The 24,059-nt window shown below is 64.4% G+C and carries 20 protein-coding genes; 10 read left to right on the top strand and 10 right to left on the bottom strand.

Features of this window, described 5'->3' with window-relative positions:
* Positions 1-171 precede the first annotated feature (171 nt).
* Positions 172-1,851: a thiamine pyrophosphate-binding protein gene (locus I2H38_RS08180; protein WP_196271305.1), complete on the top strand. Its 1,680-nt coding sequence runs from the start codon at positions 172-174 to the stop codon at positions 1,849-1,851.
* Positions 1,852-1,991: 140 nt separating this feature from the next.
* On the opposite strand, the gene I2H38_RS08175 is transcribed toward I2H38_RS08180, so the two are convergent.
* The 3 genes from I2H38_RS08175 to I2H38_RS08165 form a co-directional block, all read right to left on the bottom strand.
* Positions 1,992-2,564 carry a cysteine hydrolase family protein gene (locus I2H38_RS08175; RefSeq protein WP_196271304.1) on the bottom strand — a complete coding sequence of 191 codons (573 nt, stop codon included), beginning with the start codon at positions 2,562-2,564 and terminating at the stop codon, positions 1,992-1,994.
* Positions 2,565-2,568: 4 nt separating this feature from the next.
* A complete protein-coding gene (tal, locus tag I2H38_RS08170; RefSeq protein ID WP_196271303.1) occupies positions 2,569-3,540 on the bottom strand; it encodes a transaldolase in 972 nt (323 codons plus the stop codon).
* Positions 3,541-3,779: 239 nt separating this feature from the next.
* Positions 3,780-4,670 (bottom strand): LysR family transcriptional regulator, encoded by an 891-nt coding sequence (locus tag I2H38_RS08165; RefSeq protein ID WP_196271302.1) that lies wholly within the window; start codon positions 4,668-4,670, stop codon positions 3,780-3,782.
* A gap of 133 nt (positions 4,671-4,803) precedes the next feature.
* On the opposite strand from I2H38_RS08165, the gene I2H38_RS08160 reads away from it, so the two are divergent.
* From I2H38_RS08160 to I2H38_RS08140, 5 genes are all read left to right on the top strand, one after another.
* Positions 4,804-6,300, top strand: a complete 1,497-nt coding sequence (locus I2H38_RS08160) for a CoA-acylating methylmalonate-semialdehyde dehydrogenase (RefSeq protein WP_196271301.1) — start codon at positions 4,804-4,806, stop codon at positions 6,298-6,300.
* Between the two features lie 98 nt (positions 6,301-6,398).
* Complete coding sequence (locus I2H38_RS08155) at positions 6,399-7,556, top strand: isobutyryl-CoA dehydrogenase (protein WP_196271300.1); 1,158 nt, start codon at positions 6,399-6,401, stop codon at positions 7,554-7,556.
* Positions 7,557-7,627: 71 nt separating this feature from the next.
* Positions 7,628-8,512 carry a 3-hydroxyisobutyrate dehydrogenase gene (mmsB, locus tag I2H38_RS08150; RefSeq protein WP_196271299.1) on the top strand — a complete coding sequence of 295 codons (885 nt, stop codon included), beginning with the start codon at positions 7,628-7,630 and terminating at the stop codon, positions 8,510-8,512.
* Between the two features lie 160 nt (positions 8,513-8,672).
* Positions 8,673-9,884 carry a peptide ABC transporter permease gene (locus tag I2H38_RS08145; protein WP_196271298.1) on the top strand — a complete coding sequence of 404 codons (1,212 nt, stop codon included), beginning with the start codon at positions 8,673-8,675 and terminating at the stop codon, positions 9,882-9,884.
* A gap of 94 nt (positions 9,885-9,978) precedes the next feature.
* Entirely contained in the window at positions 9,979-11,148 is a 1,170-nt protein-coding gene (locus tag I2H38_RS08140; RefSeq protein ID WP_196271297.1) for a M20 aminoacylase family protein, read from the top strand.
* Between the two features lie 133 nt (positions 11,149-11,281).
* Here the strand turns inward: I2H38_RS08140 and ribA are convergent, their stop codons facing one another.
* On the bottom strand, positions 11,282-12,394 hold the full coding sequence (gene ribA, locus I2H38_RS08135) for a GTP cyclohydrolase II RibA (RefSeq protein ID WP_196271368.1): 1,113 nt from the start codon (positions 12,392-12,394) through the stop codon (positions 11,282-11,284).
* Positions 12,395-12,731: 337 nt separating this feature from the next.
* Here ribA and I2H38_RS08130 point away from each other — a divergent pair, with 337 nt between their 5' ends.
* Positions 12,732-13,688, top strand: a complete 957-nt coding sequence (locus I2H38_RS08130; RefSeq protein ID WP_229426587.1) for a hypothetical protein — start codon at positions 12,732-12,734, stop codon at positions 13,686-13,688.
* Here the strand turns inward: I2H38_RS08130 and I2H38_RS08125 are convergent.
* The gene (locus I2H38_RS08125; RefSeq protein ID WP_229426586.1) at positions 13,651-14,610 is read right to left on the bottom strand and encodes a DMT family transporter; all 960 of its coding nucleotides are present in this window, start codon (positions 14,608-14,610) and stop codon (positions 13,651-13,653) included. The two genes, I2H38_RS08130 and I2H38_RS08125, sit on opposite strands and share 38 nt — an antisense overlap.
* A 212-nt stretch (positions 14,611-14,822) precedes the next feature.
* On the opposite strand from I2H38_RS08125, the gene I2H38_RS08120 reads away from it, so the two are divergent.
* Complete coding sequence (locus tag I2H38_RS08120; protein WP_196271296.1) at positions 14,823-15,125, top strand: hypothetical protein; 303 nt, start codon at positions 14,823-14,825, stop codon at positions 15,123-15,125.
* A gap of 176 nt (positions 15,126-15,301) precedes the next feature.
* Here I2H38_RS08120 and I2H38_RS08115 read toward each other — a convergent pair whose 3' ends face one another.
* On the bottom strand, positions 15,302-15,766 hold the full coding sequence (locus tag I2H38_RS08115) for a CAP domain-containing protein (RefSeq protein ID WP_210324701.1): 465 nt from the start codon (positions 15,764-15,766) through the stop codon (positions 15,302-15,304).
* 161 nt (positions 15,767-15,927) lie between these two features.
* On the opposite strand from I2H38_RS08115, the gene I2H38_RS08110 reads away from it, so the two are divergent.
* Together I2H38_RS08110 and recQ are read left to right on the top strand one after the other, a co-directional pair.
* Positions 15,928-17,199 (top strand): TIGR03862 family flavoprotein, encoded by a 1,272-nt coding sequence (locus tag I2H38_RS08110; protein WP_196271295.1) that lies wholly within the window; start codon positions 15,928-15,930, stop codon positions 17,197-17,199.
* Entirely contained in the window at positions 17,196-18,998 is a 1,803-nt protein-coding gene (gene recQ, locus I2H38_RS08105) for a DNA helicase RecQ (protein ID WP_196271294.1), read from the top strand. Before I2H38_RS08110 ends, recQ begins: the two co-directional genes overlap by 4 nt.
* An 875-nt stretch (positions 18,999-19,873) precedes the next feature.
* On the opposite strand, the gene I2H38_RS08100 is transcribed toward recQ, so the two are convergent.
* From I2H38_RS08100 to I2H38_RS08085, 4 genes are all read right to left on the bottom strand, one after another.
* Positions 19,874-21,013, bottom strand: a complete 1,140-nt coding sequence (locus I2H38_RS08100; RefSeq protein WP_196271293.1) for a Gfo/Idh/MocA family protein — start codon at positions 21,011-21,013, stop codon at positions 19,874-19,876.
* On the bottom strand, positions 21,010-21,795 hold the full coding sequence (locus tag I2H38_RS08095; protein WP_196271292.1) for an ATP-binding cassette domain-containing protein: 786 nt from the start codon (positions 21,793-21,795) through the stop codon (positions 21,010-21,012). Before I2H38_RS08095 ends, I2H38_RS08100 begins: the two co-directional genes overlap by 4 nt.
* Positions 21,795-22,934 carry an ABC transporter permease gene (locus tag I2H38_RS08090; RefSeq protein ID WP_196271291.1) on the bottom strand — a complete coding sequence of 380 codons (1,140 nt, stop codon included), beginning with the start codon at positions 22,932-22,934 and terminating at the stop codon, positions 21,795-21,797. The genes I2H38_RS08095 and I2H38_RS08090 overlap by 1 nt, the downstream gene beginning before the upstream one ends.
* Before the next feature lie 66 nt (positions 22,935-23,000).
* Positions 23,001-23,942, bottom strand: a complete 942-nt coding sequence (locus I2H38_RS08085; RefSeq protein ID WP_196271290.1) for a sugar ABC transporter substrate-binding protein — start codon at positions 23,940-23,942, stop codon at positions 23,001-23,003.
* Between the last annotated feature and the right edge of the window lie 117 nt (positions 23,943-24,059).

Genomic DNA, 24,059 nt, shown 5'->3' with positions numbered 1-24,059 from the left:
ATGCGCCGCGCCACCAACACGATCAATTACGGCACCACGCTGCCGCTCGCCCAGGGCGTGAAATTCGACGTCGACGCTTAAAATCGCATCGCCGTTCCTGTTGATCCCGCGGAGGGCGGCTCTCGCCCTCCGCTTCCCTCTCCCGGTTTTTCCTCACATCGCGAGCCTTCCATGAAAGCGCCCTCCCGCACCGGCGGTCAGATCCTTGTCGATCAACTTACTCTTCATGGGGTCGATCACATTTTCTGCGTGCCGGGGGAGAGCTACCTCGCCGCCCTCGACGCCCTGCATGACGCCTCGATCAACGTCACGGTCTGCCGTCAGGAAGGCGGCGCGGCGATGATGGCGGAAGCTTACGGCAAGCTCACCGGCCGCCCCGGCATCTGCTTCGTCACGCGTGGCCCCGGCGCGACCAACGCCTCGCCCGGCATTCACATCGCCAAGCAGGATTCGACCCCTATGATCCTGTTCGTCGGCCAGATCGAGCGCGGCATGCGCGAGCGCGAGGCGTTCCAGGAGCTCGACTACCGCGCCGCCTTCGGTCCACTCGCCAAATGGGCGACGGAAGTCGACGATCCGGCTCGCTTCCCGGAGATCGTTTCGCGCGCTTTCCACGTCGCCACCAGCGGCCGCCCCGGCCCGGTCGTCATCGCACTGCCGGAAGACGTGCTGACCGAGTTGGCCGATGTCGCCGACGCGCCGCGCTACAAGGTCATCGAGACCTATCCGTCTTCAGCGCAAGTCGCGGAATTGCAGACGCTGCTGCAAGGCGCGGAACGCCCCATCGCGCTTCTCGGCGGCAGCCGTTGGTCGGATGAGGCGGTGAAGGACTTTGCGCGCTTCGCAGAGAGCTTCCAGCTCCCCGTTGCCTGCACCTTCCGTCGTCAGATGCTTTTTCCCGCCGATCACGCGTCTTACGCGGGCGATCTCGGCCTTGGCGTCAATCCGAAGCTTCTCTCCCGCATCAAGGATGCCGATCTCATCCTGATGGTGGGCGGACGTCTCTCGGAAGTGCCGAGCCAGGGCTACAGCCTGCTCGATATTCCCGCGCCCAAGCAGAAGCTGGTGCACATCCATCCCGATTCGAGCGAGTTGGGCCGCGTGTACAGCCCGCATCTCGCGATCAACGCCTCGCCTATCGCGTTCGCGGCGGAGCTTTCCAAGCTCAAGCCATCGGCCCCGGTTCGCTGGTCGGAAGGCACCAAAACGGCGCATGCCGATTATCTCGCCTGGAGCGATCCGACCAAGATCCGCCACGCGGGCCAATTGCAGATGGGCGAGGTCATGGCCTTCCTGCGCGAACGGCTGCCTGCCGACACGATCTTCTGCAACGGCGCAGGCAATTTCGCGACCTGGATTCACCGCTTCTGGCCGTTCCGTCATTACGGCACGCAGCTCGCGCCGACCTCCGGCTCCATGGGCTATGGCGTTCCGGCGGCGGTTGGCGCGAAGCGCGTGCAGCCGCAGAGCCACGTGGTGGTGTTCGCCGGCGACGGCGACTTCCTCATGAACGGGCAGGAATTCGCCACCGCCGTGCAATACGATCTGCCGATCCTCGTGGTTCTCATCGATAACGGCATGTACGGCACGATCCGCATGCACCAGGAGCGCGAATATCCCGGCCGCGTTTCGGCGACGAACCTCAAGAACCCGGATTTCGCGACTTACGCCAAGGCCTTCGGCGGTTACGGCGAGCGCGTGGAAACGACGGAAGAATTCTTCCCCGCGCTTGACCGCGCCCTGACATCCGGTAAGCCCGCGATCCTGCACTGCATCCTCGACCCGGAGGCGATCACGCCCGCGATGTCGCTGACGCAGATCCGCGAGAAGGCGATCAGCGAAGGCAAGTGATCTCTCTCTCTCTTCTGAAACGTCTCGAAGGGCGAGGCGTTTCCAGTGTGTGCGGGATCCTCCTTCGAGACGCAGCCATACGGCTGCTCCTCAGGATGAGGGTGTTGCCTGTCAAAGAGAAATGTCGGGCAGCGGAGGCCTTAAGCGGCCTCTCCGCTTTTCGCGAAAATGACATCCTTCGCGGGTCTCACGGAAATCACCGCTGGCCCTGCATCGAAGCCATCGAGTAGCGTGTTGTGGTGCGCCACAATCTGCTCGACGGTCAGCGCGCCGCTATCGTCCGTCGTGTGCGCATCGGCCACGAGCGTCACGTCGTAGCCGAGGCTGACGGCGCGACGGCATGTGGTGTCGACGCAGTATTGCGTCATGAGGCCGACAACGACCAGATGCTTCGCCCCCTGCTGCGCAAGAACGGCCTGAAGATTGGTGTCGTGGAAGGAATCGCCGGCAGTCTTGCGCACGACGGCATCGCCATCGGCACGATTGAGATCGCCGCAGATCTCCCAGCCGGGCGTGCCGACCTCCAACCGATGGCCGGGCACGCCATCATGCTGAACGAAAATCACCGGCACATTGGCGCGCCTCGCGTCATCAACCAACTGCGCGATGCGTGCACGCACCGCGTCGAACCGCTCAAGCACAGCCGGGCGACGCTCGCCCGGCTTATTCAGAATACCCGCCTGAACATCGATGATGACGAGAGCGGTCGTCACGCGCTTACGCCGCCTTCGCCGTGTCGAGATGCTTCGCGACGAGCGCGCGCAAGGAGCGCAGGTCCTTCACGAAAGCGCGGATGCCCTCTGAGAGCTTTTCTGTCGCCATCGCATCCTCGTTCAACGCGAAGCGGAAGCTCTTCTCGTCGAGGCGCGGTAGCGGGGCGATCTTCGCGACGCCATCCGACGACAGCTTGCGCGGAAGCTCGCCCTCAGCCTTCGCCAACTCGTCGAGGAGCGCGGGCGAGATGGTGAGCCGGTCGCAACCGGCGAGTGCCTCGATTTCCCCGATATTGCGGAAGGACGCGCCCATCACGACGGTCTTGATGCCTTGCGCCTTATACGACGCGTAGATGTTGCGCACCGAGAGCACGCCCGGATCGGTCTCGCCGGTGTAGGGGCCGCCGCCAGCCTTCACGTGCCAGTCGAGGATGCGGCCGACGAAGGGCGAGATCAGGAACACGCCCGCCTCGGCACAGGCCTGCGCCTGCGCCTGCGCGAAGAGGAGCGTGAGATTGCAGTCGATGCCTTCCTTCTGCAGAACCTCCGCCGCGCGGATGCCCTCCCAGGTGGAGGCGATCTTGATCAGGATACGCTCGCGCCCGATGCCGTGCTCCTCATAGGCCTTGATGATGGCCCGCGCCTTGGCAAGCGTCGCCTCGGTGTCGAAGGACAGGTCGGCATCGACCTCGGTCGAAACGCGGCCCGGGACGATGCGGGCGAGTTCCGCACCGAAGGCCACCGCGAGGCGGTCGCAGATTGCCGCAACGACACCCTCGCGCGAACCGCTCTGCTTGCGGCCCCACGTCAGGGCCTCGTCCACAATGGCCGCATAGGCCGGGTTCTCGACGGCTTTCAGAAGCAGCGTCGGGTTGGTGGTGCAATCCTGCGGCTGCAGGCGGCGCACCGCATCGAGATCGCCCGTATCGGCAACGACGACGGTCATGGCGCGCAATTGGTCGAGCTTGGAGGGCATCGAGAACTCCGTGGGTTTGATTTTGAAAAAAGCCTTAGACCGTCTGGCTGCGGAGGTGAAGAGGCGCAGAAGCGCGCGCCCTCTCCCCTCCCCCTTTGACCGGGCGAAACGCTTTGAGAGACAGATGCTGTAGCAACCCTGAAGCTTTCAATATGAAACGCAGCGCTCTGACTTTCTCGACCCCCTCGTTCCCTCCCCGCAAGGGGGAGGGAAGAAGAGCGGCCCAGGATGACCGCAGATCACACGAAAAGGCTCCTGTTGGCCTTCACCCGCTCCAGCATGAAGGCGTGGACCTCGGCGATCCGGTGGAGGTTGCGCACCTCCGCATGGGTCACGATCCAATAGGTGCGCATGAAAGAAATCTCGGGCAGCACCACCCGCAGCTCCGGATATTGCCGCGCGGCGTAGTCATGCAGGATGCCGATGCCGACGCCTGCCCGCACCGCCTCAAGCTGGGCAACGACGCTGGCGCATTCATAGCGGCGGGGGCCGTATTTCTCGAGGCCGGCGAAATATTCCAGCGCCGGGCTGTAGATCAGGTCCGTCACGTAGGTGACGAGGAGCCGGCCGGCGAGGTCCTCCGGCTCCTTGGGAACCCCGTGCCCGTCGAGATAAGCTTTCGACGCGTAGAGCCGCAGGCGGTAATCGGTGAGCTTGCGCGAGATGAGGCGCCCTTCCGTCGGCTGTTCGACGGTCACGGCGATATCCGCCTCGCGCTTGGAGAGCGAAAAGGTGCGCGGCAGGGCGACGAGCTGGATCGTCAGATCGGGATGGCGCTCGGCCAGCGTTCCCAGTTCCGCGGCAAGAAAATAGGTGCCCAGGCCATCCGGCGCGCCGACCCTCACGGTGCCGCTGACGGCAAGGTCCGTGCCGCCGATTTCGCTGGCGACCGCGAGCGCCTGGCTTTCCATGCTCTCGGCTTTGGCGAGAAGCCGCTCGCCCTGCTCCGTCAGGGTGTAGCCTTGCGGGCTGCGCTCGAAAAGCTTGGCCTTGAGCGACTTCTCCAGGGCCGAGATACGGCGGGAGACGGTGGTGTGGTCCGCTTCCAGTCGGCGCGCCGCCACCGTCAGGCGGCCGACGCGAGCCACCGCCAGGAAAAAGCGGAGATCGTCCCAATCGAAAGCGCTCATCGGCCCTCCCTTTCATATTGGCATTTTCGCACAACGTGGCTTCGATTTCACCCATAGTCGTGCGATTTTGACAATGATAGAAAGAAGGCGCTCAAAAGCCCATCAAACCAAGCCCCCTGAGGAGGGAGACGCCATGCGCACAGTAGGACATTTCATCGGCGGCAAGCACGTTGCCGGCAAGTCGGGCCGCACGACCGATGTGTTCCAGCCGATGACCGGCGAGGTCATCGCCAAGGTCGCGCTGGCCACCAAGGACGAACTGCGCCAGGCCGTCGAGAACGCGAAGGCCGCGCAGCCGGCCTGGGCCGCCACCAATCCGCAGCGCCGCGCCCGCGTCATGATGCGGTTCCTCGAACTCATCGCCAAGGAAACCGACTCGCTGGCCGAGCTGCTCGCCCGCGAGCACGGCAAGACCATCGTCGATGCCAAAGGCGACATTCAGCGCGGCGTCGAAGTGGCCGAGTTCTGCACGGGCATTCCGCACCTGATCAAGGGCGAGTTCACCGAAGGCGCCGGTCCCGGCATCGACATGTATTCGATCCGCCAGGCGCTCGGCGTCGTTGCCGGCATCACGCCGTTCAACTTCCCGGCCATGATCCCGCTCTGGAAGCTGTCTCCCGCCATCGCTTGCGGCAACGCCTTCATCCTGAAGCCCTCCGAGCGCGCGCCCGGCGTGCCGATGCGCTTGGCCGAACTGATGATCGAGGCGGGCCTGCCGGCCGGCATCCTGAACGTCGTCAACGGCGACAAGGAATCGGTCGATGCGATTCTCGACGATCACGACATCAAGGCCGTCGGGTTCGTCGGCTCCTCGGCGATTGCGGAATATGTCTATTCCCGCGCGACCGCTACGGGCAAGCGCGCGCAGTGCTTCGGCGGCGCGAAGAACCACATGATCATCATGCCCGACGCCGATCTCGATCAGGCCGTCGATGCACTGATCGGCGCGGGCTACGGCTCGGCAGGCGAGCGCTGCATGGCGATCTCGGTGGCGGTCCCCGTCGGCAAGTCCACCGCCGACGCGCTGATGCACAAGCTGATCCCGCGCGTGGAAAGCCTGAAGGTCGGCCCCTCCACCGACCCTTCCGCCGATTTCGGCCCGCTCGTCACCAAGGCTCATCTCGACAAGGTGCGGTCTTATGTCGATCTCGGCGTGCAGGAAGGCGCGAAGCTCGCGGTCGATGGCCGTAACTTCAAGATGCAGGGCTACGAGAACGGCTTCTACATGGGCGGCTGCCTCTTCGACGAGGTGAAGACCTCCATGCGCATCTACAAAGAAGAAATTTTTGGCCCTGTGCTCTCGGTTGTGCGCGCCAAGGATTACGAGGATGCGCTGCGTCTGCCGACCGACCACGAATACGGCAACGGCGTCGCGATCTACACCCGCGACGGCGACGCCGCCCGCGACTTCGCCTCGCGCGTCAATGTCGGCATGGTCGGCATCAACGTGCCGATCCCGGTGCCGTTGGCCTACTACACCTTCGGCGGCTGGAAGCGCTCCGGCTTCGGCGACCTCAACCAGCACGGCCCGGACGCGATCCGCTTCTACACCAAGACGAAGACCGTCACGTCGCGCTGGCCCTCGGGCATCAAGGATGGTGCGGAATTCGCCATCCCGACGATGAAGTAAGTCAAAACTGCAATGGCCGGGGGCTCCCTCCCGGCCATTTTGTCTCTAGATCCAAAGTCGGGGTGCACGAGCCACCCGTGTCGTGACGATTTAGGGCCATGAATCAGTTCTCTCTCACCGAAGACCAAATCGCCATCCGTGACATGGCCCTCGCCTTCGCGGCGGATAACCTCGCCCCCCACGCCCTCGAATGGGACGAGAAGAAGCACTTTCCCGTCGACGTGATGCGCGAAGCCGCAAGCCTCGGCATGGCGGCGATCTATACGCGCGAGGATGTCGGTGGATCGGGCATGAGCCGTCTTGATGCGGCTCTGATCTTCGAGGCGCTGGCGACGGGATGTCCCGCGATTTCCGCCTACCTTTCGATCCACAACATGGTCTCGTGGATGATCGACCGCTATGGGTCGGAGGAGCAGCGCCAGCGTTTCCTGCCGCGGCTTTGCACCATGGAGCTGATCGGCAGCTACTGCCTGACCGAGCCGGGCTCCGGTTCGGATGCGGCGGCGCTGAAGACGCGGGCGGTGCGCGACGGCGACCATTACATCGTCAACGGCGTGAAGCAGTTCATCTCCGGCGCTGGCGTGTCGGACATCTACGTGACCATGGTGCGCACCGGCGAAGACGGTCCCTCCGGCATCTCGACGCTCGTGATCGAGAAGGACACGCCGGGCGTTTCCTTCGGCGCGCAGGAAAAGAAGATGGGCTGGAACGCGCAGCCGACCGCTGCGGTGATTTTTGAAGATGCGCGCGTGCCCGTCGCCAATCGGCTCTCGGACGAGGGCATGGGTTTCAAGATCGCCATGTCCGGGCTCGACGGAGGACGGCTCAATATCGGCGCATGCTCGCTCGGCGGCGCGCAGGCGGCGCTGGACAAGGCGCTTGCCTACACGTCGGAGCGCAAGGCCTTCGGCAAGCGCCTCGCGGATTTCCAGGCGCTGCAATTCCGATTGGCCGACATGGCGACGGAGCTTGAGGCGGCGCGCACATTTCTCTGGCGCGCAGCCTGCGCGCTCGATGCCAAGACGCCGGATGCGACGAAGCTCTGCGCCATGGCCAAGCGCTTCGCGACGGATACCGGTTTCGAGGTGGCCAATGAGGCGCTGCAGCTTCATGGCGGCTACGGCTATCTTGCGGATTACGGGGTGGAGAAGATCGTGCGGGACTTGCGCGTGCACCAGATTTTGGAAGGCACCAACGAGGTCATGCGCCTCATCGTGGCGCGTGAACTGGTGGGGCGGGGCAATCAGGCTCGGTAAGGCGAAGGAAACGCGACGGTCATCCCCTCCCCCTTGTGGAGAGCGGGGAGGAGCGGGCAACAGGAGGAAACATGACCACCATCGCCTTTATCGGCCTCGGCCACATGGGCGGCCCGATGGCCGCCAATCTCGTGAAGGCCGGACACAATGTCATCGGGTTCGATCTCGTGCCCGCCTCCTGCGATCAGGCGCGAGCGGACGGAGTGACCGTCGCCGGATCGGCGGGCGCGGCGGTCAAGGAGGCGGATGTCATCATCACCATGCTGCCCGCCGGCAAGCATGTGCTGTCGGTCTGGACCGACATTCTGCCTCAGGTGAAGCCCAGCTCCCTGCTGATCGACTGCTCCACCATCGATGTGGACAGCGCCCGAAAGGCCCATGCCATGGCACGGGACCTGGGCCTTCAATCCCTCGACGCTCCCGTCTCCGGCGGCGTCGGCGGCGCGAAGGGGGCGACGCTGACTTTCATGGCGGGCGGCTCGAACGAGGCTTTCGCCAGGGCCGAGCCGGTCCTCTCGCAAATGGGCAAGAAGGTCGTGCATTGCGGCGAGGCGGGTGCAGGCCAGGCGGCCAAGATCTGCAACAACATGATTCTCGGCATCTCGATGATCGGCGTGGCGGAAGCCTTCGTGCTGGCCGAGAAGCTCGGGCTCTCGCATCAGGCCCTGTTCGATGTCGCCTCCACCGCCTCCGGCCAATGCTGGTCGCTGACCACCTATTGCCCGGTGCCGGGGCCGGTGCCGACCTCGCCCGCCAATAACGGCTACAAACCGGGTTTCGCGGCCGCGTTGATGCTGAAGGATTTGAGGCTGGCGCAGGAAGCTGCCCTGTCCTCGGGCGCGGCGACGCCTCTCGGTGCGGAAGCAGCCCAGCTCTACGCCCTGTTCAACGGCGCGGGCCACGAGGGCGACGACTTTTCCGGCATCATCAACTTCCTGCGCGGGCAGAAGGCCTGACCGGCACCGTCGTCGCGAACGGCGGCCTGACGCGACCAAGCGGCTTTGACGCAGGCCCATAAAGGCTGAGTAAGTGTTGCAATACACCTACAGCTTTTCTGCATCTCGTCCATTACGCTTGCATCTTCCGCCTTCTCAACCTTCGATTGCTCCGCCCCTCATGGTCCGACCTGCCGCCCTCCTGGACGATCCTTCTGCCAACGCCGCCGCCATGTTGCGGCGCCTCGGCTTCGCGACGCTGTTTTTCGGCATTCCCCTCGCGGCGCTTTTCACCCGCCGCGCCCTGGTGGTTCTGGCGCCTGTGGCGGTGATACTGCTCGTTCTTGCGGCGGCCCTTGATGGCGGCGCGAGGAATGTCGGCGAGAAACTGGTTGCAGTGGTCATCTCGACGGCCGGAATAGCGGGGATGGTCCTGCTGCTCTGGACCGGGCTGTCGCTGATCTGGACGCCCTTTATGCCCCACGCCGCGGAGCGGCTGTTCAACCTCGTCGGCATGGCCCTAATGGCGCTCGCCGGGTATCTGGCGATGCCGGACCGCATGCGCTCGGCAAATCTTTACATCCTGCCCGTCGGCGTGGGCCTTGCGGCGCTCACCGGGATTGCGGTCGCCTTGCGCGGGCCCGAGGGGCTCGATCAGGATGGCCAGAGCCTCGAACGCGGCATGATCATGCTCGTTCTCTTGCTCTGGCCCGCCGTGACCTGGCTTCACTCGCGGGGTCGTAACCTTGAAGCGCTGCTTCTCGCCATCATCGTGGCGTTGGGCGCGCTGCTGACCACCGATCCCGTCTCCTTGCAAGGATTGGCGGTCGGCGCGGTGATCTTCGCCATCACCGCCGCAAGCCCCGGTTTTGGTGCACGCCTGACGGCATGGTCCATGGCCGGGCTCCTGCTGCTCGCGCCCGCTCTGCCGTTCATCGTAAAGCCTCTCGCCGTCAGCCTGTTCGGGCCGGCCTCACCCACCGTCGCGAGCCTTGACGCCTGGGCCCTCGTCATCCTCGACGAGCCCTTGCGACTGATCACGGGGCACGGTCTGGAGACGGCTCTACGGGGTCGTTTCCTGGGCCTGATCCCGCCCACCTCGCCCTACAGCTTCCTGTTTGAAATCTGGTACGAACTCGGGCTGATCGGCGCAGCCGCCGGAGCCGTTCTGCTCTACAGCTCGGTCATCGGAGCGGGCGGTCATCGCCCCGTCCTCGGCCCCGGCATCATGGCAGCCTTTGCCACGGCCTACGCCCTCGGCTGCTTCGGCATCGGCACCGCACAGCTCTGGTGGTTTTCGGCCCTCATCGTGGTGGTTCTGGACTTCGTCGCCATCGAGCGCGGTCAATTTCGCACCAAACGGCCCAAGGCCATCCTGCGTCGGGCTGGCTGAGTTTCTCGCAGACCAGCCATTTGCCGGCGAGGATTGACGGCCCGTATCCGGCTCTGCTTCGCTACGCCGGAGATCAATCCAGCAAGGGACTTCCATGCCGATCATCAATCGCGTTGCCGACCTCGCCGATGAAATCACCGGCTGGCGCCGGGATTTTCACGAGAATCCGGAGCTTCTGTTCGACGTTCACCGCACCGCCGGCATCGTGGCCGAGCGGTTGAAGGCCTTCGGTTGCGACGAGGTGGTGACCGGCATCGGCCAAACCGGAGTCGTCGGCGTGATCCGCGGCAGGGCCAATGGGTCGGGCAAGGTGATCGGCCTGCGCGCCGACATGGACGCGCTGCCGATCGAGGAAGCCACCGACGTCGCTTACAAGTCGAAGGTGCCGGGCAAGATGCATGCCTGCGGCCATGACGGGCACACCTCCATGCTGCTCGGGGCCGCGAAATACCTCGCCGAGACCCGCAACTTCGACGGCACCGCCATCATGATCTTCCAGCCCGCGGAAGAAGGCGGCGGCGGCGGCGACGCCATGGTGAAGGACGGCCTCATGGAGCGCTTTGGCATCCAGGAGGTCTACGGCATGCACAACATGCCGGGCATTCCGGTCGGCCAGTTCGCGATCCGTCCCGGCCCCATCGCCGCGGCAGCCGACCGCTTCACGCTCGTCATCGAGGGCAAGGGCGGCCATGCGGCCCAGCCGCATCATTCGGTGGACCCAATCCTCGTCGCGAGCCACGTCATCACCGCGCTGCAATCGGTCGTCGCGCGCAGCGTCGATCCGCTCGAATCGGCGGTCGTGTCGGTCTGCACCGTGAAGGCGGGCGAAGCCTTCAACGTCATTCCGCATCACGCGACGCTCCTCGGCACCGTCCGCTCCCTCACGCCCGAGGTGCGCGACCTGAGCGAACAGCGCGTGCGGACGATCATCGAGAATGTCTGTGCCGCGTTCGGCGCCAAGGCCATGCTCGAATACAATCGCGGCTATCCCGTCACCGTCAACGATGCCGAGAAGACCGAGTTCATGGCGCAAGCCGCGCGCGCGATCGTGGGCGATGCCGCTGTCGATATGACGGTTGCGCCGATGATGGGAGCCGAGGATTTTTCCTACATGCTCGAACAGCGCCCGGGCGCGTACATCTTCCTCGGCAACGGCGATACGGCGAGCTGCCACCATCCGGCCTATGACTTCAACGATGAGGCGACCCCCTACGGCGTGACGCTGTGGGCAAAGGTCATCGAGACCGGGATGCCCGCCCGGTAAACAAGCGCAGTCTCAAGAAAACACCGCCGGATCGAAAACCGGCGGTGTATTTGTTTCAGCAGCCCACGGGCGAGAATCGAGAGACGCAGCAGAGGCGGAATGAAACCCGCGCGACTTCAATCCTTGCGTGACTTCAATCCTTGATGGAGGAAGCCAGCAGACCCTCGATGTCGATGTAGTGCCCGGCGCGGTCGCGCTTGGAGGCGAGATAGCTGACATTCTCGGCCGTCGGACGCCCGAGGACCCGGTGGTCCGAGATCACGTCGAGCCCGGCTTCGGTCAGGGCGCGGATCTTTTCGGGGTTGTTGGTCAGCACGCGCACCGCGCCCACGCCGAGTTGCTTGAGCATGCCGGCTGCGAAATCGAAGTGGCGCTGGTCGGCCTCGAAGCCCAAAACCTCGTCGGCGTCATAGGTGTCGTAGCCTTGCGCCTGCAGCTTGTACGCCCGGATCTTGTTGGCGATCCCGTTCCCGCGCCCTTCCTGATCCAGATAGAGCAGGATTCCGCCCTCGTTTTGCGCCATGAAGCGCACCGTCGCGCGCAGCTGGTCCCCGCAATCGCATTTCAGGCTGCCGAAGAGATCCCCCGTCAGGCAGGCCGAATGCAGGCGCACGGTCACGGGCTTCGAGAGATCAGGCGAGCCGACGATGATGGCGACCTGATCGCGCAGACCCTCGCCACCGCGAAAGACGGCGAACTCGCTGGTCGGCGCGCCTTCCAGCGGCACGGGCGCACGGCTGACGATCTTCAAGTCGCGGGCCTTGGCGCGGCGATAATCGCGGATAGCGGCACTCGGCACGCGGGCGAGAGAGGGATCAATCTCGATCCCCGCCGCCAGTGGCACCACGATGACGGCAGGCAAAACCAGCGAGAGGCGAGCAAGCTCCAATGCATCCTCATCGAGCGCCCCCGTCGACCGGACGGGCGCATCGATGCGGGAATCGACCTTCAAGGCCAGAGCCTCGATCCGCACCGGGTCCACGGCCGGCAAGGCGACGACACCGGGATTTTGCCGATCGAGCCCCAGCCGCCGCAGGCGGGCGGGAGGGAGGACGAGATGGGCGTGTCCGCCGGCGATGGCCTCAAGCTGGGTGCTCATGGCCGCGCCCAGGTCTTCGATGCCGACCACGAGCGCGCTCTCGGCCGCCGCGTCGATCACGACGGGGCGGGCGCTGCGGAATTCCATGATCGCCCGCTCGACCTGGGTCGTGGCGGGATCATCGGACAGGCTTAGGACAACACGCATCATCAGGTGAACTCTGAAGAACCGATCTCTTAGAGCATTTTCCGCAGAGGTGGGAACCGGTCGGAAAATGCAGCAAAATAAGGCTCTAGGGCGGAGCCCCTGCGAAGCTGAAAAACGATCCGCCTCACCAGGTCTCCATCGGGTCGGCACCCTATCACAGGCCGGAAGCCAACCCTAACCCCGCAGATGGGATGGCTGCCATGCCCAGACAACCGGGCTGGACCACAAGCCTGTCAAATGGGTCGTCCTGTCGGCTCGACGGGATCGTTCGGTCGGAGTATCTCTGCGCGTCGCCGGCCCATCGCGAGTCCGGCTTCGATATTACATGATGGTCCGCATGTCCCTGTTTCGCCTTGCTTTTCTTGGATTTCTCGGTTTCGCGTCCGCAGCCGGGGCCGCGACGCTCGACGGTTTGGCCGTCAACGTGACGAACACGAGCGAGCCCGTTTTGTGCGCGGAGAAGGACAACGTCGCCATCAACTTCGCGTCCCCCGAGGTCCGCAACTTCCGGATCGAGGCCGCGCACCCGGCCTATATCGGCAACCTGCGCCAGGACCGCTGGCAGCCGGACTGGACGGCCTGCGAGGACATTTCCGCCGAGACCTCCGAACGGGGTCCCCCGCCGAAGAAGATCACGTTCTACGAGAGCGTGGACATGTGGCTGACCGGCTTTTCCTTCGCGAATTTCTGGCGGCCGAGCGACGTGACGATGCGGATCGGCGACCGGGTCGAACGCAACCTTCACATGGTGCAGCTCTGGGTGCGCCGGAACGAGCGGGTGGAAGAGGTGCTCGTGCTCTACCCGGCCGACGGCTATTGGCGCATCCGCCCGCTGCCTCCCGCGCATTTGGGATGGAGCGCCTATGGCTCCTCGTTCCTGGTCGGGCCGGTGGAAATGGACAAGCGCCCCGTGGTGAACCTGAAGGACGTCGCCTTCGACCCCAAGACCATGACCTTTACGCTCACCTTCGCCAGGGGCGGCAAGGCGACGGTCGCCCTGAAGGACCTGACCGATGAGCGCTTTACGCTCGACGTGGCCTTCGACCAGGCGATCAAGGATCAGCCCTTCGCGGCCCTGCGCTCCATGTACGTGACCGAATTCAACGCAGACGTCGCCCGCGTCGCGGCGCGCGAGGACAAGGCTCACTCCTGGCTGGAAGAGCCCATCATGACCTTCAAGGGCGCGAAGGCGACCGATGTGTGGATGGGCCGCCTCGTTCCCTCGCGCCACAACACCAGCGCGCCCGACATGATGTTCAACCATTTCCGTGCGGGGCCGGCCTCTTCGCGCTGAAAAGACCATTCACCGCAGAAACAAGACGGCCGTCGATCAGGACCAGGCCCGCGCCGATGAGGGCCATCCCCGCCAGGTGCCTTGGCTCCAGCGTCTCGCCGAGCAGGAGCACGCCGAATAGAATCGCGCTGACGGGAATGAGGAACGTCACGAGGCCGACATTCGTGGCCCCCGCCCGTGCGAGCAGGCGAAAGTATAGAATGTAGGCGAAGGCCGTCGAGACGAGGGCGAGACCGGCCAGGGACAGGATCGCACCTGTGCTCGGCATCGCCAGGGTCCAGGGTTGATCGATGAGCAAAGCGAGAGGCAGGAGAATGGCGCTCGACGCCGTGACCTGCCCGGCGGCCGTGGCCATGGGCGGAATGCCCATGGTCTTGAAACGCCGCCCGAAGATACTGGCGAAAGCGTAGGACAGAGCCGCGCCGAGAACGGCAAGTTGCGCCGGAATATCCGCGTTCAACGCATGCATCGCCGCGCCCCCGATCATCACGGCGACGCCGAGAAAGCCGACGATCACGCCCGCCAACCGCCGTCCCGTCAGACGCTCGTCAACGGTCAGGTAATGCGCGACGATCACCGTGAAGAGCGGGGTGGTGGCGTTGAGGATCGACGCCAGCCCGCTCGCGATGTGGCTCTGCCCCCAGACGATCAGGGTGAAGGGAATCGCATTGTTGAGAATGCCCATGCCGAGAAAAGCCAGCCAAATGCTGCGTTCGCGGGGAAACGACACGCCCATGATGCGCAGGACCACGCGCAATGCCAGCGCCGCCATCCCGACACGGAGAGCCACGATGGTCAGCGGCGGCAATTCGCGAACGGCGACGCCGACAAAGAGGAAGGACCCGCCCCAGACCACGGACAAGATGGTCAGGAGAGCCCAGTCGGACGCCGCCATCGTTTTTTGAATCGGCCTGTCAGCCATTTTTGTTCTCCGAATCGGTAAGGGGGCAGATTGGCGGAGGCAAGGGCGCCCTTCGACCCGATTTCTGCTCAGGCCCTCCCGATCTCTCTCGCGCGCTCTTCGCGGGGTCCGGAACCAGAGGACCCGGAAGGCCGTAAAGGATTGATTTACGACAATTTTCAGTTCGTCGGAAGATTTACTTCCCGTTCATGGCATCAGGGCAGCTTAGGGCCATGACAAGTTCATTCGACGCCGTCACAGCCATGGGCCCGCACATGCATTCCGATCATTCGTTCACCGCGAACAATGCTCCGGAAGAGCGCGCACGGCCCGCACACAAGACAGGCTTTCGCGTCATTCCCTCGTCTCCGCGACCGGCCCGCACCAACAGCTTCATCTTCGGCCGCTCCGATTCGCGGATTCGTCCGCTGCTCAATCAGGAAGAGCGCGACCGGTTGCATTGCTGGGCGATGGTGGTGGCGCTCGCTTCCTCGGCGGCGGGAACGACGTTGCTGATTACCGCAGCGCTTCGCTAGAGCATGATCGAGACAAGTGGAAACCGGTTGTTCGCCAGGATCATGCGGCAAGAAAGAATCGAGAGCATGAGCATGTTTCAAAGAGACATGATCATGCTCTAGGCCCTCGACCTCCCGCGTATTCAAAGAAAAAGCCCGGATGAACTCCGGGCTTTTTGCTTTAGACGCCGATGGCCTTATTGCCCGAGCACGAGCGCCCAATACCGGCCATAACCCCCGTTGGTGTCCGCGCGCGCAAGGCCGATGCGCTTGGCCTCGGGCATCAGCAGGTTGTCGTTATGCGGCGGTGAGTTTTTCCAGCGCACCACGGCGGCATCCACGGAGGAGGAGCCTGCCGTCAGGTTCTCGGCCGCGGCGCCCATGACGCCGAATTGCTTCATGCGGCCGCTGAAATCACCGTGGCTGAGCGCACCAGCCGCCGCCACACTCCGCGCCTGGTGTTCCGCCGCTTTGCTGAGGTTCGAATCGACCGTGACGGGGCTCAAGCCCCTGGACACGCGGTAGGCTGAAATGATCGCGGCGGCCGCCGCCGCATCGCTCGTCGAGCTGGAGAGAACGGTATGTTTTCCCATCAGCGATGGTTGGGTCGCGCAGCCGGCGAGCGCGAGCGCTACCAAAGCGCAGAAGGCAATGATCCGCATTGAAATCCCCTTCAGGCGGCGTTTCAGCGCCGCTCCTCTTGAAAAATATGCCTCCGGCGGTCATGCATGACGCATCCTCGCCGATCCGATGCCGTTGCATGCCATGCCCCCGGCACAGGGTCCAGAACCCTCCCTTAACCTTAGCCGCGTCAGCTCATCGCATGTCCCAGCCCCCCTTAGCCCCTCATGTCGCCATTATCGGCGGCGGCCCCGCTGGCCTGATCGCGGCGGAAGTGCTGGGAAAATCCGGGGTCGCAGTCACGGTCTATGACCAGATGCCCTCGGTCGGACGCAAATTCCTCATGGCCGGACGCGGCGGCCTGAACTTGACCCACGCTGAGGATTTCGAGCGCTTCGTCACGCGCTACGCTGAGACCGCGCCGATCTTGCGCCCGCTTATCGAGGCCTTCCGCCCCGAGGATCTGCGCGCCTGGTGCGAAGGCTTGGGTCAGGAAACCTTCGTGGGATCGAGCGGGCGCGTTTTCCCCAAGGCCTTCAAGGCCTCGCCCCTCCTGCGCGCCTGGCTGAGACGGCTGGAGAGCCTCGGCATTCGTTTCGCTCCGCGCCATCGCTGGCAGGGCTGGGACGCGCAAGGTCGTCTGATTTTCACCGATTCAACCGGCAAAACGATCACCGAGACACCTTCCGCGACAATTTTGGCGCTCGGCGGTGCAAGCTGGCCGCGCCTCGGATCGGATGGGGCCTGGGAGCCATGGCTCAAGGCGCGCGGCGTCGCGGTGACGCCTCTGCGGCCTTCCAATATGGGCTTCGTCCTTCCCTGGTCCGATGTCATGCGCGAGCGGTTCCAGGGTGAGCCCTTGAAACGCATCGCCCTGACCTTCCAGGGCCAGACGGTCCGGGGCGAGGCCGTTGTCACCGCGGACGGAATCGAGGGCGGGGCGGTTTATGCCCTCTCGGCCACCTTGCGCGACGCCATCGCCCGAGACGGCAGCGCGCAACTCCTTGCCGACCTCCGGCCCGATCTATCGCTCGAGGCTTTGACCAAAAAGCTCGGCGCGCCGCGAAAGGGCCAATCCACCTCCAATTTCCTGCGCAAGGCTGCCGGTCTTGCGCCCGTCGACATCGCGTTGCTGCGCGAGGCGTCGCCGAGCCTTCCGACGGAGCCGGATGCGCTCGCGCGGCTCATCAAGGCCGCCCCCCTGACCCTGACCGGTACCAAACCGCTCGACCGGGCCATTTCCACCGCCGGCGGAGTGCCGTTCACTGACGTGGACGAGCACCTCATGCTGCGCCGCTTGGCCGGCGTGTTCGTGGCGGGCGAGATGCTGGACTGGGAGGCTCCGACAGGCGGCTACCTCCTGCAAGCGACCTTTGCGACCGGCGTCGCTGCGGCAAAGGGCGTGTTGGAAACCTTAAAGATTCCCGTTGCCGCATTGACCGAATCCAGCTCCTCGGCCACACCCCAACCGTGACCGACCCGCGCCAGATTCTCCACGACGTCTTCGGCTTCTCCTCGTTCCGTGAAGGACAGGAGGAGATCGTACGCGCGGTCCTGAACGGCGAGGACGTGCTGGCGGTCATGCCGACCGGCGCAGGCAAGTCGCTCTGTTATCAATTGCCGACGCTGGCAAGGCACGGCCTGACGCTGGTCGTTTCGCCGCTGATCGCGCTCATGCGCGATCAGGTGGCGGCCTTGCGCCATTTCGGGATCGAGGCGGGAAGCCTCAACTCCGCCAACGACGCGGACGAAAACCGCCGCGTGACCGATGCGGTGCGCGAGGGGCGCATGCGCCTGCTCTATGCCTCGCCGGAGCGCCTCGCCAACACCAGCGCCACCGAATGGCTGGCGCGTGCAGGTGTGAATCTTCTCGCCATCGACGAGGCCCATTGCGTCTCGCAATGGGGCCATGACTTCCGGCCGGAATACGCGCTCCTCGGCGAAGTCCGCCGCCGCTTGGGCGGCGTGCAGACCATCGCGCTGACCGCCACCGCCGACGTGGCGACGCGCGGCGACATCGTGGCGCGCCTGTTCGAGACCGAGCCGCGCCTCTTCATCCACGGTTTCGACCGACCGAATTTGCGCCTCGCCATGCAGGCGAAGGAGAACACCAAGCGTCAGCTCTTCGGCTTTCTCGACAGGCACCGGCACGAAAGCGGCATCGTTTATTGCTCGTCGCGCAACGCCACGGAGAAACTCGCGGACGGCTTGAGTCAGGCGGGCTATCGCGCTCTGCCTTATCATGCAGGCATGGCTCAAGGAGATCGCGCCAAGAACCAGGACATCTTCCTGCAGGAAGACGGAATCGTGATGGTGGCGACCATCGCCTTCGGCATGGGCATCGACAAGCCCGACGTGCGCTTCGTCGCCCATGCGGCGCTGCCGAAATCCATCGAGGCCTATTACCAGGAAATCGGCCGCGCGGGCCGCGACGGCGCGCCCGCGGATACGCTGACCCTCTACGGCCTCGACGATATGCGCCTGCGTCGCTTGCAGATCGAGGACAGCGACGCATCCGACGAACAGAAGCGGGTCGAGCGCCAGCGTCTCAACGCGCTCGTGGCTTTATGTGAGGCCCCGCGCTGCCGCCGGCAAACCTTGCTCGCGTATTTCGGCGAAACGACGGAGCCCTGCGGCAATTGCGATCTGTGCATCGATGGCGTGATGTCGTTCGACGGCACCGTCGAGGCGCAAAAACTGCTCTCGGCCATCGTGCGCACCGGCGAGCGTTTCGGCACGGAACATCTGATCAGCGTGCTCGTCGGCGAAGACACGGAATCGATCCGCCGCTTCGGTCACGACAAGCTGAAAACCTTCGGTGTCGGGGCCGACCGCTCCAAGACCGAATGGCGTTCGCTCTTACGCCAGATCTATGCCCTCGGCCTCGTGGCGCTTGAACTCTCCGAATACGGCCGCTGGACCATCACCGACCAAGGCGTTGCCGTGCTCAAAGGTCAGGAGCGCATCGAACTGCGCGCCGATGTGCTGATGAAGCCGCGCGAGCGCCGCCGCAGGCGCTCCGCGCTCGAAGCGCAGGCGGTGGTGCCGGGAGACGATCCGCTGCTCATGGAGCTGAAGGCACTGCGCACGCGCCTTGCGAAAGAGGAGAGCGTCCCGGCCTACGTCATCTTCTCCGACCGCAGCCTCATCGACATGGCCGCAAAGCGCCCGACATCGACAAACGCCTTCGGCGAAATCCACGGCGTCGGCCAGGCGAAACTCGACCGCTATGCGGATGCCTTCCTCGCCGTGGTGCGGGATCACGCGGCCTGACGTTCGCAGGCGAGCCAAGTGTCCTGGCAGGGCGTCGGTCCGGACGCCGCCCCGCAAGAAGCCCGCATGACGGACAACGGTGTCATTCCCGGCCGAGGCGCAGCGGAGGGGAAGGGAATCCACGACCAACCTCGGCGGTTCTGCCTGGATCCCCTTCCCGGCCTGACGGCCGCCGGGGACAGCGGCACCACCCCCGTCATTCCGGGGCCGCGCAGCGGAGCCCGGAACCCATAAACGCTGAGCTTTACGAATAAGACGCACCGACAGCCGCCGCATCCTATCCTGACCCGTCAGCGTTTATGGGTTCCGGGCCCGGCCCTGCGGGCCGTCCCGGAATGACGGCGGGGTGCTCTCGTTGACGCTCAGTCAGCAATGACGACAGCGAAGATGTTCCTATTTTGTTCTTGACATTATTCCCAACTTGATCCATCTTCCTCCCTGTCCCGGCCCACCGAGGGGCGCGCTCGCGAGGCGTCGTGATTGTGGGGTCGGGCACGGTCCCGCGAGTGGGGGTACGCAACCCCATTCGGCGGGAGGCCCAGGCTGTGCCGAGGGCTCAGGTTGGTCCGGGGCCGCCCGTCTCTCGCAGACGGTGTCCGCCACGGGCAGCTGTTGGAGCCAACGCCGCCTGTCCGCCTAAAAGAACCGTGCGCGAGGTGCCAGCCGGCTCTCACATCTCATTGCCATCATCGAGCCGGACCGCACGTCGCGCCACCCTCGATTGCTTTCAAGGCTTGGGGCTTTTTCAGCCCCGAGCCCGCACCCGCTTGTTCTTTGAAAACCAGCACCCGCAAGGCCATGTTCAGGCGCGCGCCTGCTCCCTCTCCCGGCGGGAGAGGTGAAGAGGGCGCCCGACGTGGTAGTCACGCCTCACATCAAGCCGCTACTGCTGCCGCACCGGCTGCGATCTCAATCCAGCGCCCTTCATGCGCGCTGCGCGCCATCGCATCGACTGTCCGCTCGATCCGGATGCCGTCCTCGAAATCGATCAGCGTCGTTGCCTCGCCGTTGATGCGTCCGATCAAGGCGCGGCATTCGATGATCTTCAATTCGTTGAAGCCCAGACCATGGCCCGGGGCGGGGATGAACTTGTCATAGGGCGGATGCAGCGGCGAGGTCAGGATCGTACGGAAGCCCTGCGTCTCCTTTGACAAATCGGTCGTGTAGAGCTGCACCTCGTTCATGCGCTCCTGATCGTAGACGATGGTGCCCTTCGATCCGAAGAGCTGCATGAAGATGCGGCCCTTGCGGCCCCAGGCGGAGCGGTTGAGGGCAATGACGCCGGATGCGCCGTTCTCCAACTCGATCAGTGTCGTCGCGATGTCGAAGGTCTCGACCGCCCGGCGGCCACCGCCCTGAACGGGGCGATCCGCATAAGGCTTCGCCATGTGACCGCAGACGCGCCGCACGCCGCCGAACATTGTCCAGATCAGGCTCAAGGCGTGAACGCCGAAATCGTCGAGCGCGCCATGGCCGGACGATGCCTCACTCTTCCAGTAGAAGAGGTCGTCCGGGTTCGCCATGAAATCCTCGTCCATCTCGAAGCGGACGTGATTGACCTCGCCGATCTCGCCCTCCTTCAACAGGCGGCGGATCAAGCCGATGATTGGATTCTGGATATAGTTGTAACCCAAGGCCGCGACCTTGCCGGAGGCACGCGCCGCAGCGAGCATGCGCTCCGCGTCGCTAAGCCTCGTCGCCATGGGCTTCTCGCACCAGACATGCTTGCCGGCTTCCAGCGCCGCTATCGCCATATCGGGGTGAAACGCATTCGGCGTGGTGATGGACACCACATCGACGGCCGGGTCGGTGACGAGGGAACGCCAGTCACCCGTGGCGCGACTAAACCCAAGTTCGCGGGCCTTCCGTTCCGCAAGATCTTGCGACGATTCAGCCAGCACCGCGAGGTGCGGGCGAGCCACGTCCCCGAAGACCGGCGCAACCGCATTCCACGCCAATGCGTGGCACTTGCCCATATAGCCTGTGCCGATGAGGCCGATGCCGAGACCGTTCATACCATGCCGCCGAGTTCGCTGGAGAGGACCTGCAACTCCTTGCCCCCCGCCATGAGATTTTGCAACTCGTCGATCGGAATTTCCGCCTTGGCAAAGGTGCCCAACGTCTTGCCGCGGTTGAGCACGGTAAAGCGGTCGCCGACCGCATAGGCGTGGCGCACGTTGTGCGTAATGAAGATGACGCCGAGCCCCTTCTGGCGAACCTGGTGGATGTATTTCAGCACCATCGAGGTCTGCGCCACGCCGAGCGCGGATGTCGGCTCGTCGAGGATCAGAACCTTCGCGCCAAAGTAGACCGCGCGCGCAATCGCCACGCATTGACGCTCGCCGCCCGAGAGCGTGCCAACGGCCTGGTTGGGATCGCGCACGTCGATGCCGATCTTGTGCATCTCGTCGCGCGTCACCTCCGCACAGTGGTCGAAATCCACATAGCGCAACGGCCACACGCCCTTCGTCGGTTCGCGACCCATGAAGAAATTGCGCGTCACCGACATGAGCGGGATCATCGCCAGATCCTGATAGACCGTTGCGATGCCCGCATCGAGCGCGTCGCGGGGGCTGGTAAACGTCACATGCCGCCCATCGACGAGGAACTCGCCCGTCGTCGGCTTGTGCACACCGGCGAGCGTCTTGATCAGCGTCGACTTTCCCGCGCCGTTATCGCCAAGCAGGCACAGAACCTCGCCGCGATTGACCGACATGGATACGCCCGAGAGCGCGATGACCGAGCCGAAATGCTTGACGATGTCGCGCGTCTCGATGAGAGGAGCATTCGTGTCCATCAGCGCTCTCCCGTGACCTTCTTGCGGATGAAATTGTTGAACAAAACCGCGAGCAGCAGCATGGCCCCTAAGAAAACCTGGAACCAGTCCGAGTCGAAGCGCGTATAGGTCAGCCCAATCGAGACCATGCCGAAGATGATGGCTCCGAAGAACGCGCCGATGGCCGAGCCGTAACCGCCGGTCAGCAGGCAACCACCGATCACCGCCGCGATGATCGCTTCGAATTCCTTCTGGAAGCCACGCCGTGAATCGGTCGATCCCGCATCGAGCACGGTGAGGATCGCGACCAGTGTCGCAGCGCAGGCGGTGAGCATGAAGAGGCTGGTCTTCACCCGATCGACAGGCACGCCGGAATTGCGCGCCGCGTTGGCGTCGCCGCCAGACGCAAAGATCCAGTTGCCCGCCCGCGTGCGCAGCAGGATCCATGTCGCGACGAGAGCGAAGAGAACGAACCAGACGATGGAGACAGGAACGCCGGTCACCGTCGGCGTGCCGTTCGGAAACTTGGCAATGATGTCGTGCGCCGCGAGCCAGGAGAACAAGCCTTCCAGCGCGTTGCCGGAAAAGATCTCGCGCACCAATCCTTCGCCCGCCTTGTCGCCAATGCCGCGCATTTGCGTCGAACCGCCTGTCGCCCATTTCAGGCCGACGAGAGACAGGCCGCGCAGGATGAAGAGAAACGCCAGCGTGACGATGAAGGATGGCAGCTTGGTGCGAATGACGAGCTGGCCGTTCAACCCGCCGAGGAGCGCCGCGACGACGAAGGTCGCGGCGATGGCGATGAGCAGCGGCCAGCCCGTGAGCACCAGGAACGACCCGAAGATCAGTCCGGAAAAGGCGACCATGGAGCCGATGGACAGATCGAACTCGCCGCCGATCATGAGGAGTGCTGCGGCAATGGCGAGAATGCCGAGCTGGGACGCCGGCGAGAGAATGTTCATCATGCCCGCAAGCGTGAACATCGAGGGGTCGGCAGTGGCGATGAAAAAGATCGTGACGAGGATGAGACCAGCCAGCGCGCCAAGCTCGGGGCGGCGCATGACCTTGGTGACGAAGGAAACCTCCTTCAATCGCTCATCCTGGATTTTCTTGATCTCCTCCGCAGGCGTGTGGCCCGCGACATGGCTGATGTCCGTCATGGGGCACCTCCTTCACAACGAGAGGGGCGCGAGCCCGCGACGATTGTCGCGGGCTCACGGCACGATTTAGCGGATGCCCTTCGCGGACAGATCGACCACCTGGGCCGCCTTGTCCTTCGTGATCAGGTTCGGGCCGGAGGGAACATTGCCGCCCGGGATCAGGCCGTATTTCGAATCGAGCGCCAGGAACACCACCGGCAGGTAGCCTTGAAGATATTGCTGCTGATCGATGGCGAAAGTGGCCTCGCCCGCGGCAACCGCTTTCAGGAAGTTCGCCGAGAGATCGAAGGACACGACGCGAATGCCGGACTTGCCGGTTTCCTTCACCGCCGCCGCCGTCGGCTCGCCGCCGAGCGGCGCGCTCAACGCCATCACGGTGTCGATGGACGGATCGGAGGCGATAGCAGCCTTCACCTTGGCGCGGATATCGGCCGGGTCATTGGAGACCGGCAGCACCATCACCTTGCCGCCGAAGCCTTCCGCGAAGCCCTTGCAGCGCAGATCGAGGGAGACGTTGCCGACCTCGTGGTTGACGCAAAGACCGGCCTTGCCGCCCATCTCCTTGAGTTTGGCGCCGGCGATCCTGCCCGCGTCGGCCTCGTCCTGCCCCACGTGAAGAAGCGCGCCGAGGCCTTTCGAGACGTCGGAGCCCGAGTTCATGGAAATCACCGGAATGCCGGCGGCGACCGCCTTCTTGATCGACGGGCCAAGCGCCGAGGCGTCCGGGATCGAGACGATGAGGCCAGCGGGCTTCTGGTTGATGGCCGCGTCGATCAATTGGCCCATGGCGACCATGTCGAAGGTCTCGGGCGCGCGGTAATCGACCTGGACATTCATGTCCTTGCCCGCCGCCGTCACGCCGTTCTTGACGACGGACCAGAATGGATCGTTGGCCTGGCCGTGGCTGACGACGATGATACGGGTACTACCCTGTTGTGCCGAAGCCGGGGCGGCTGCGGCGAGGGTCAGGGCGGCTGCGGCGGCAAGACCAGTCATAAACGATTTCATGTGTTTCCTCCCAAACGCCCCCGTTCGAGAATCGCGCCGGTGTCCGGTCGCGGTGAACGCAGCAGCCTTGAGGGCCGCGCGATCGGGTTGGCAGAAGGAATCCGATGATCCTGGCGT

The organism is Microvirga alba (assembly GCF_015694465.1).
GTDB classification, from domain to species: domain Bacteria; phylum Pseudomonadota; class Alphaproteobacteria; order Rhizobiales; family Beijerinckiaceae; genus Microvirga; species Microvirga alba.
Note: the sequence above shows the minus strand (reverse complement) of the source record. Positions and strands in the feature narration are given on the sequence as shown.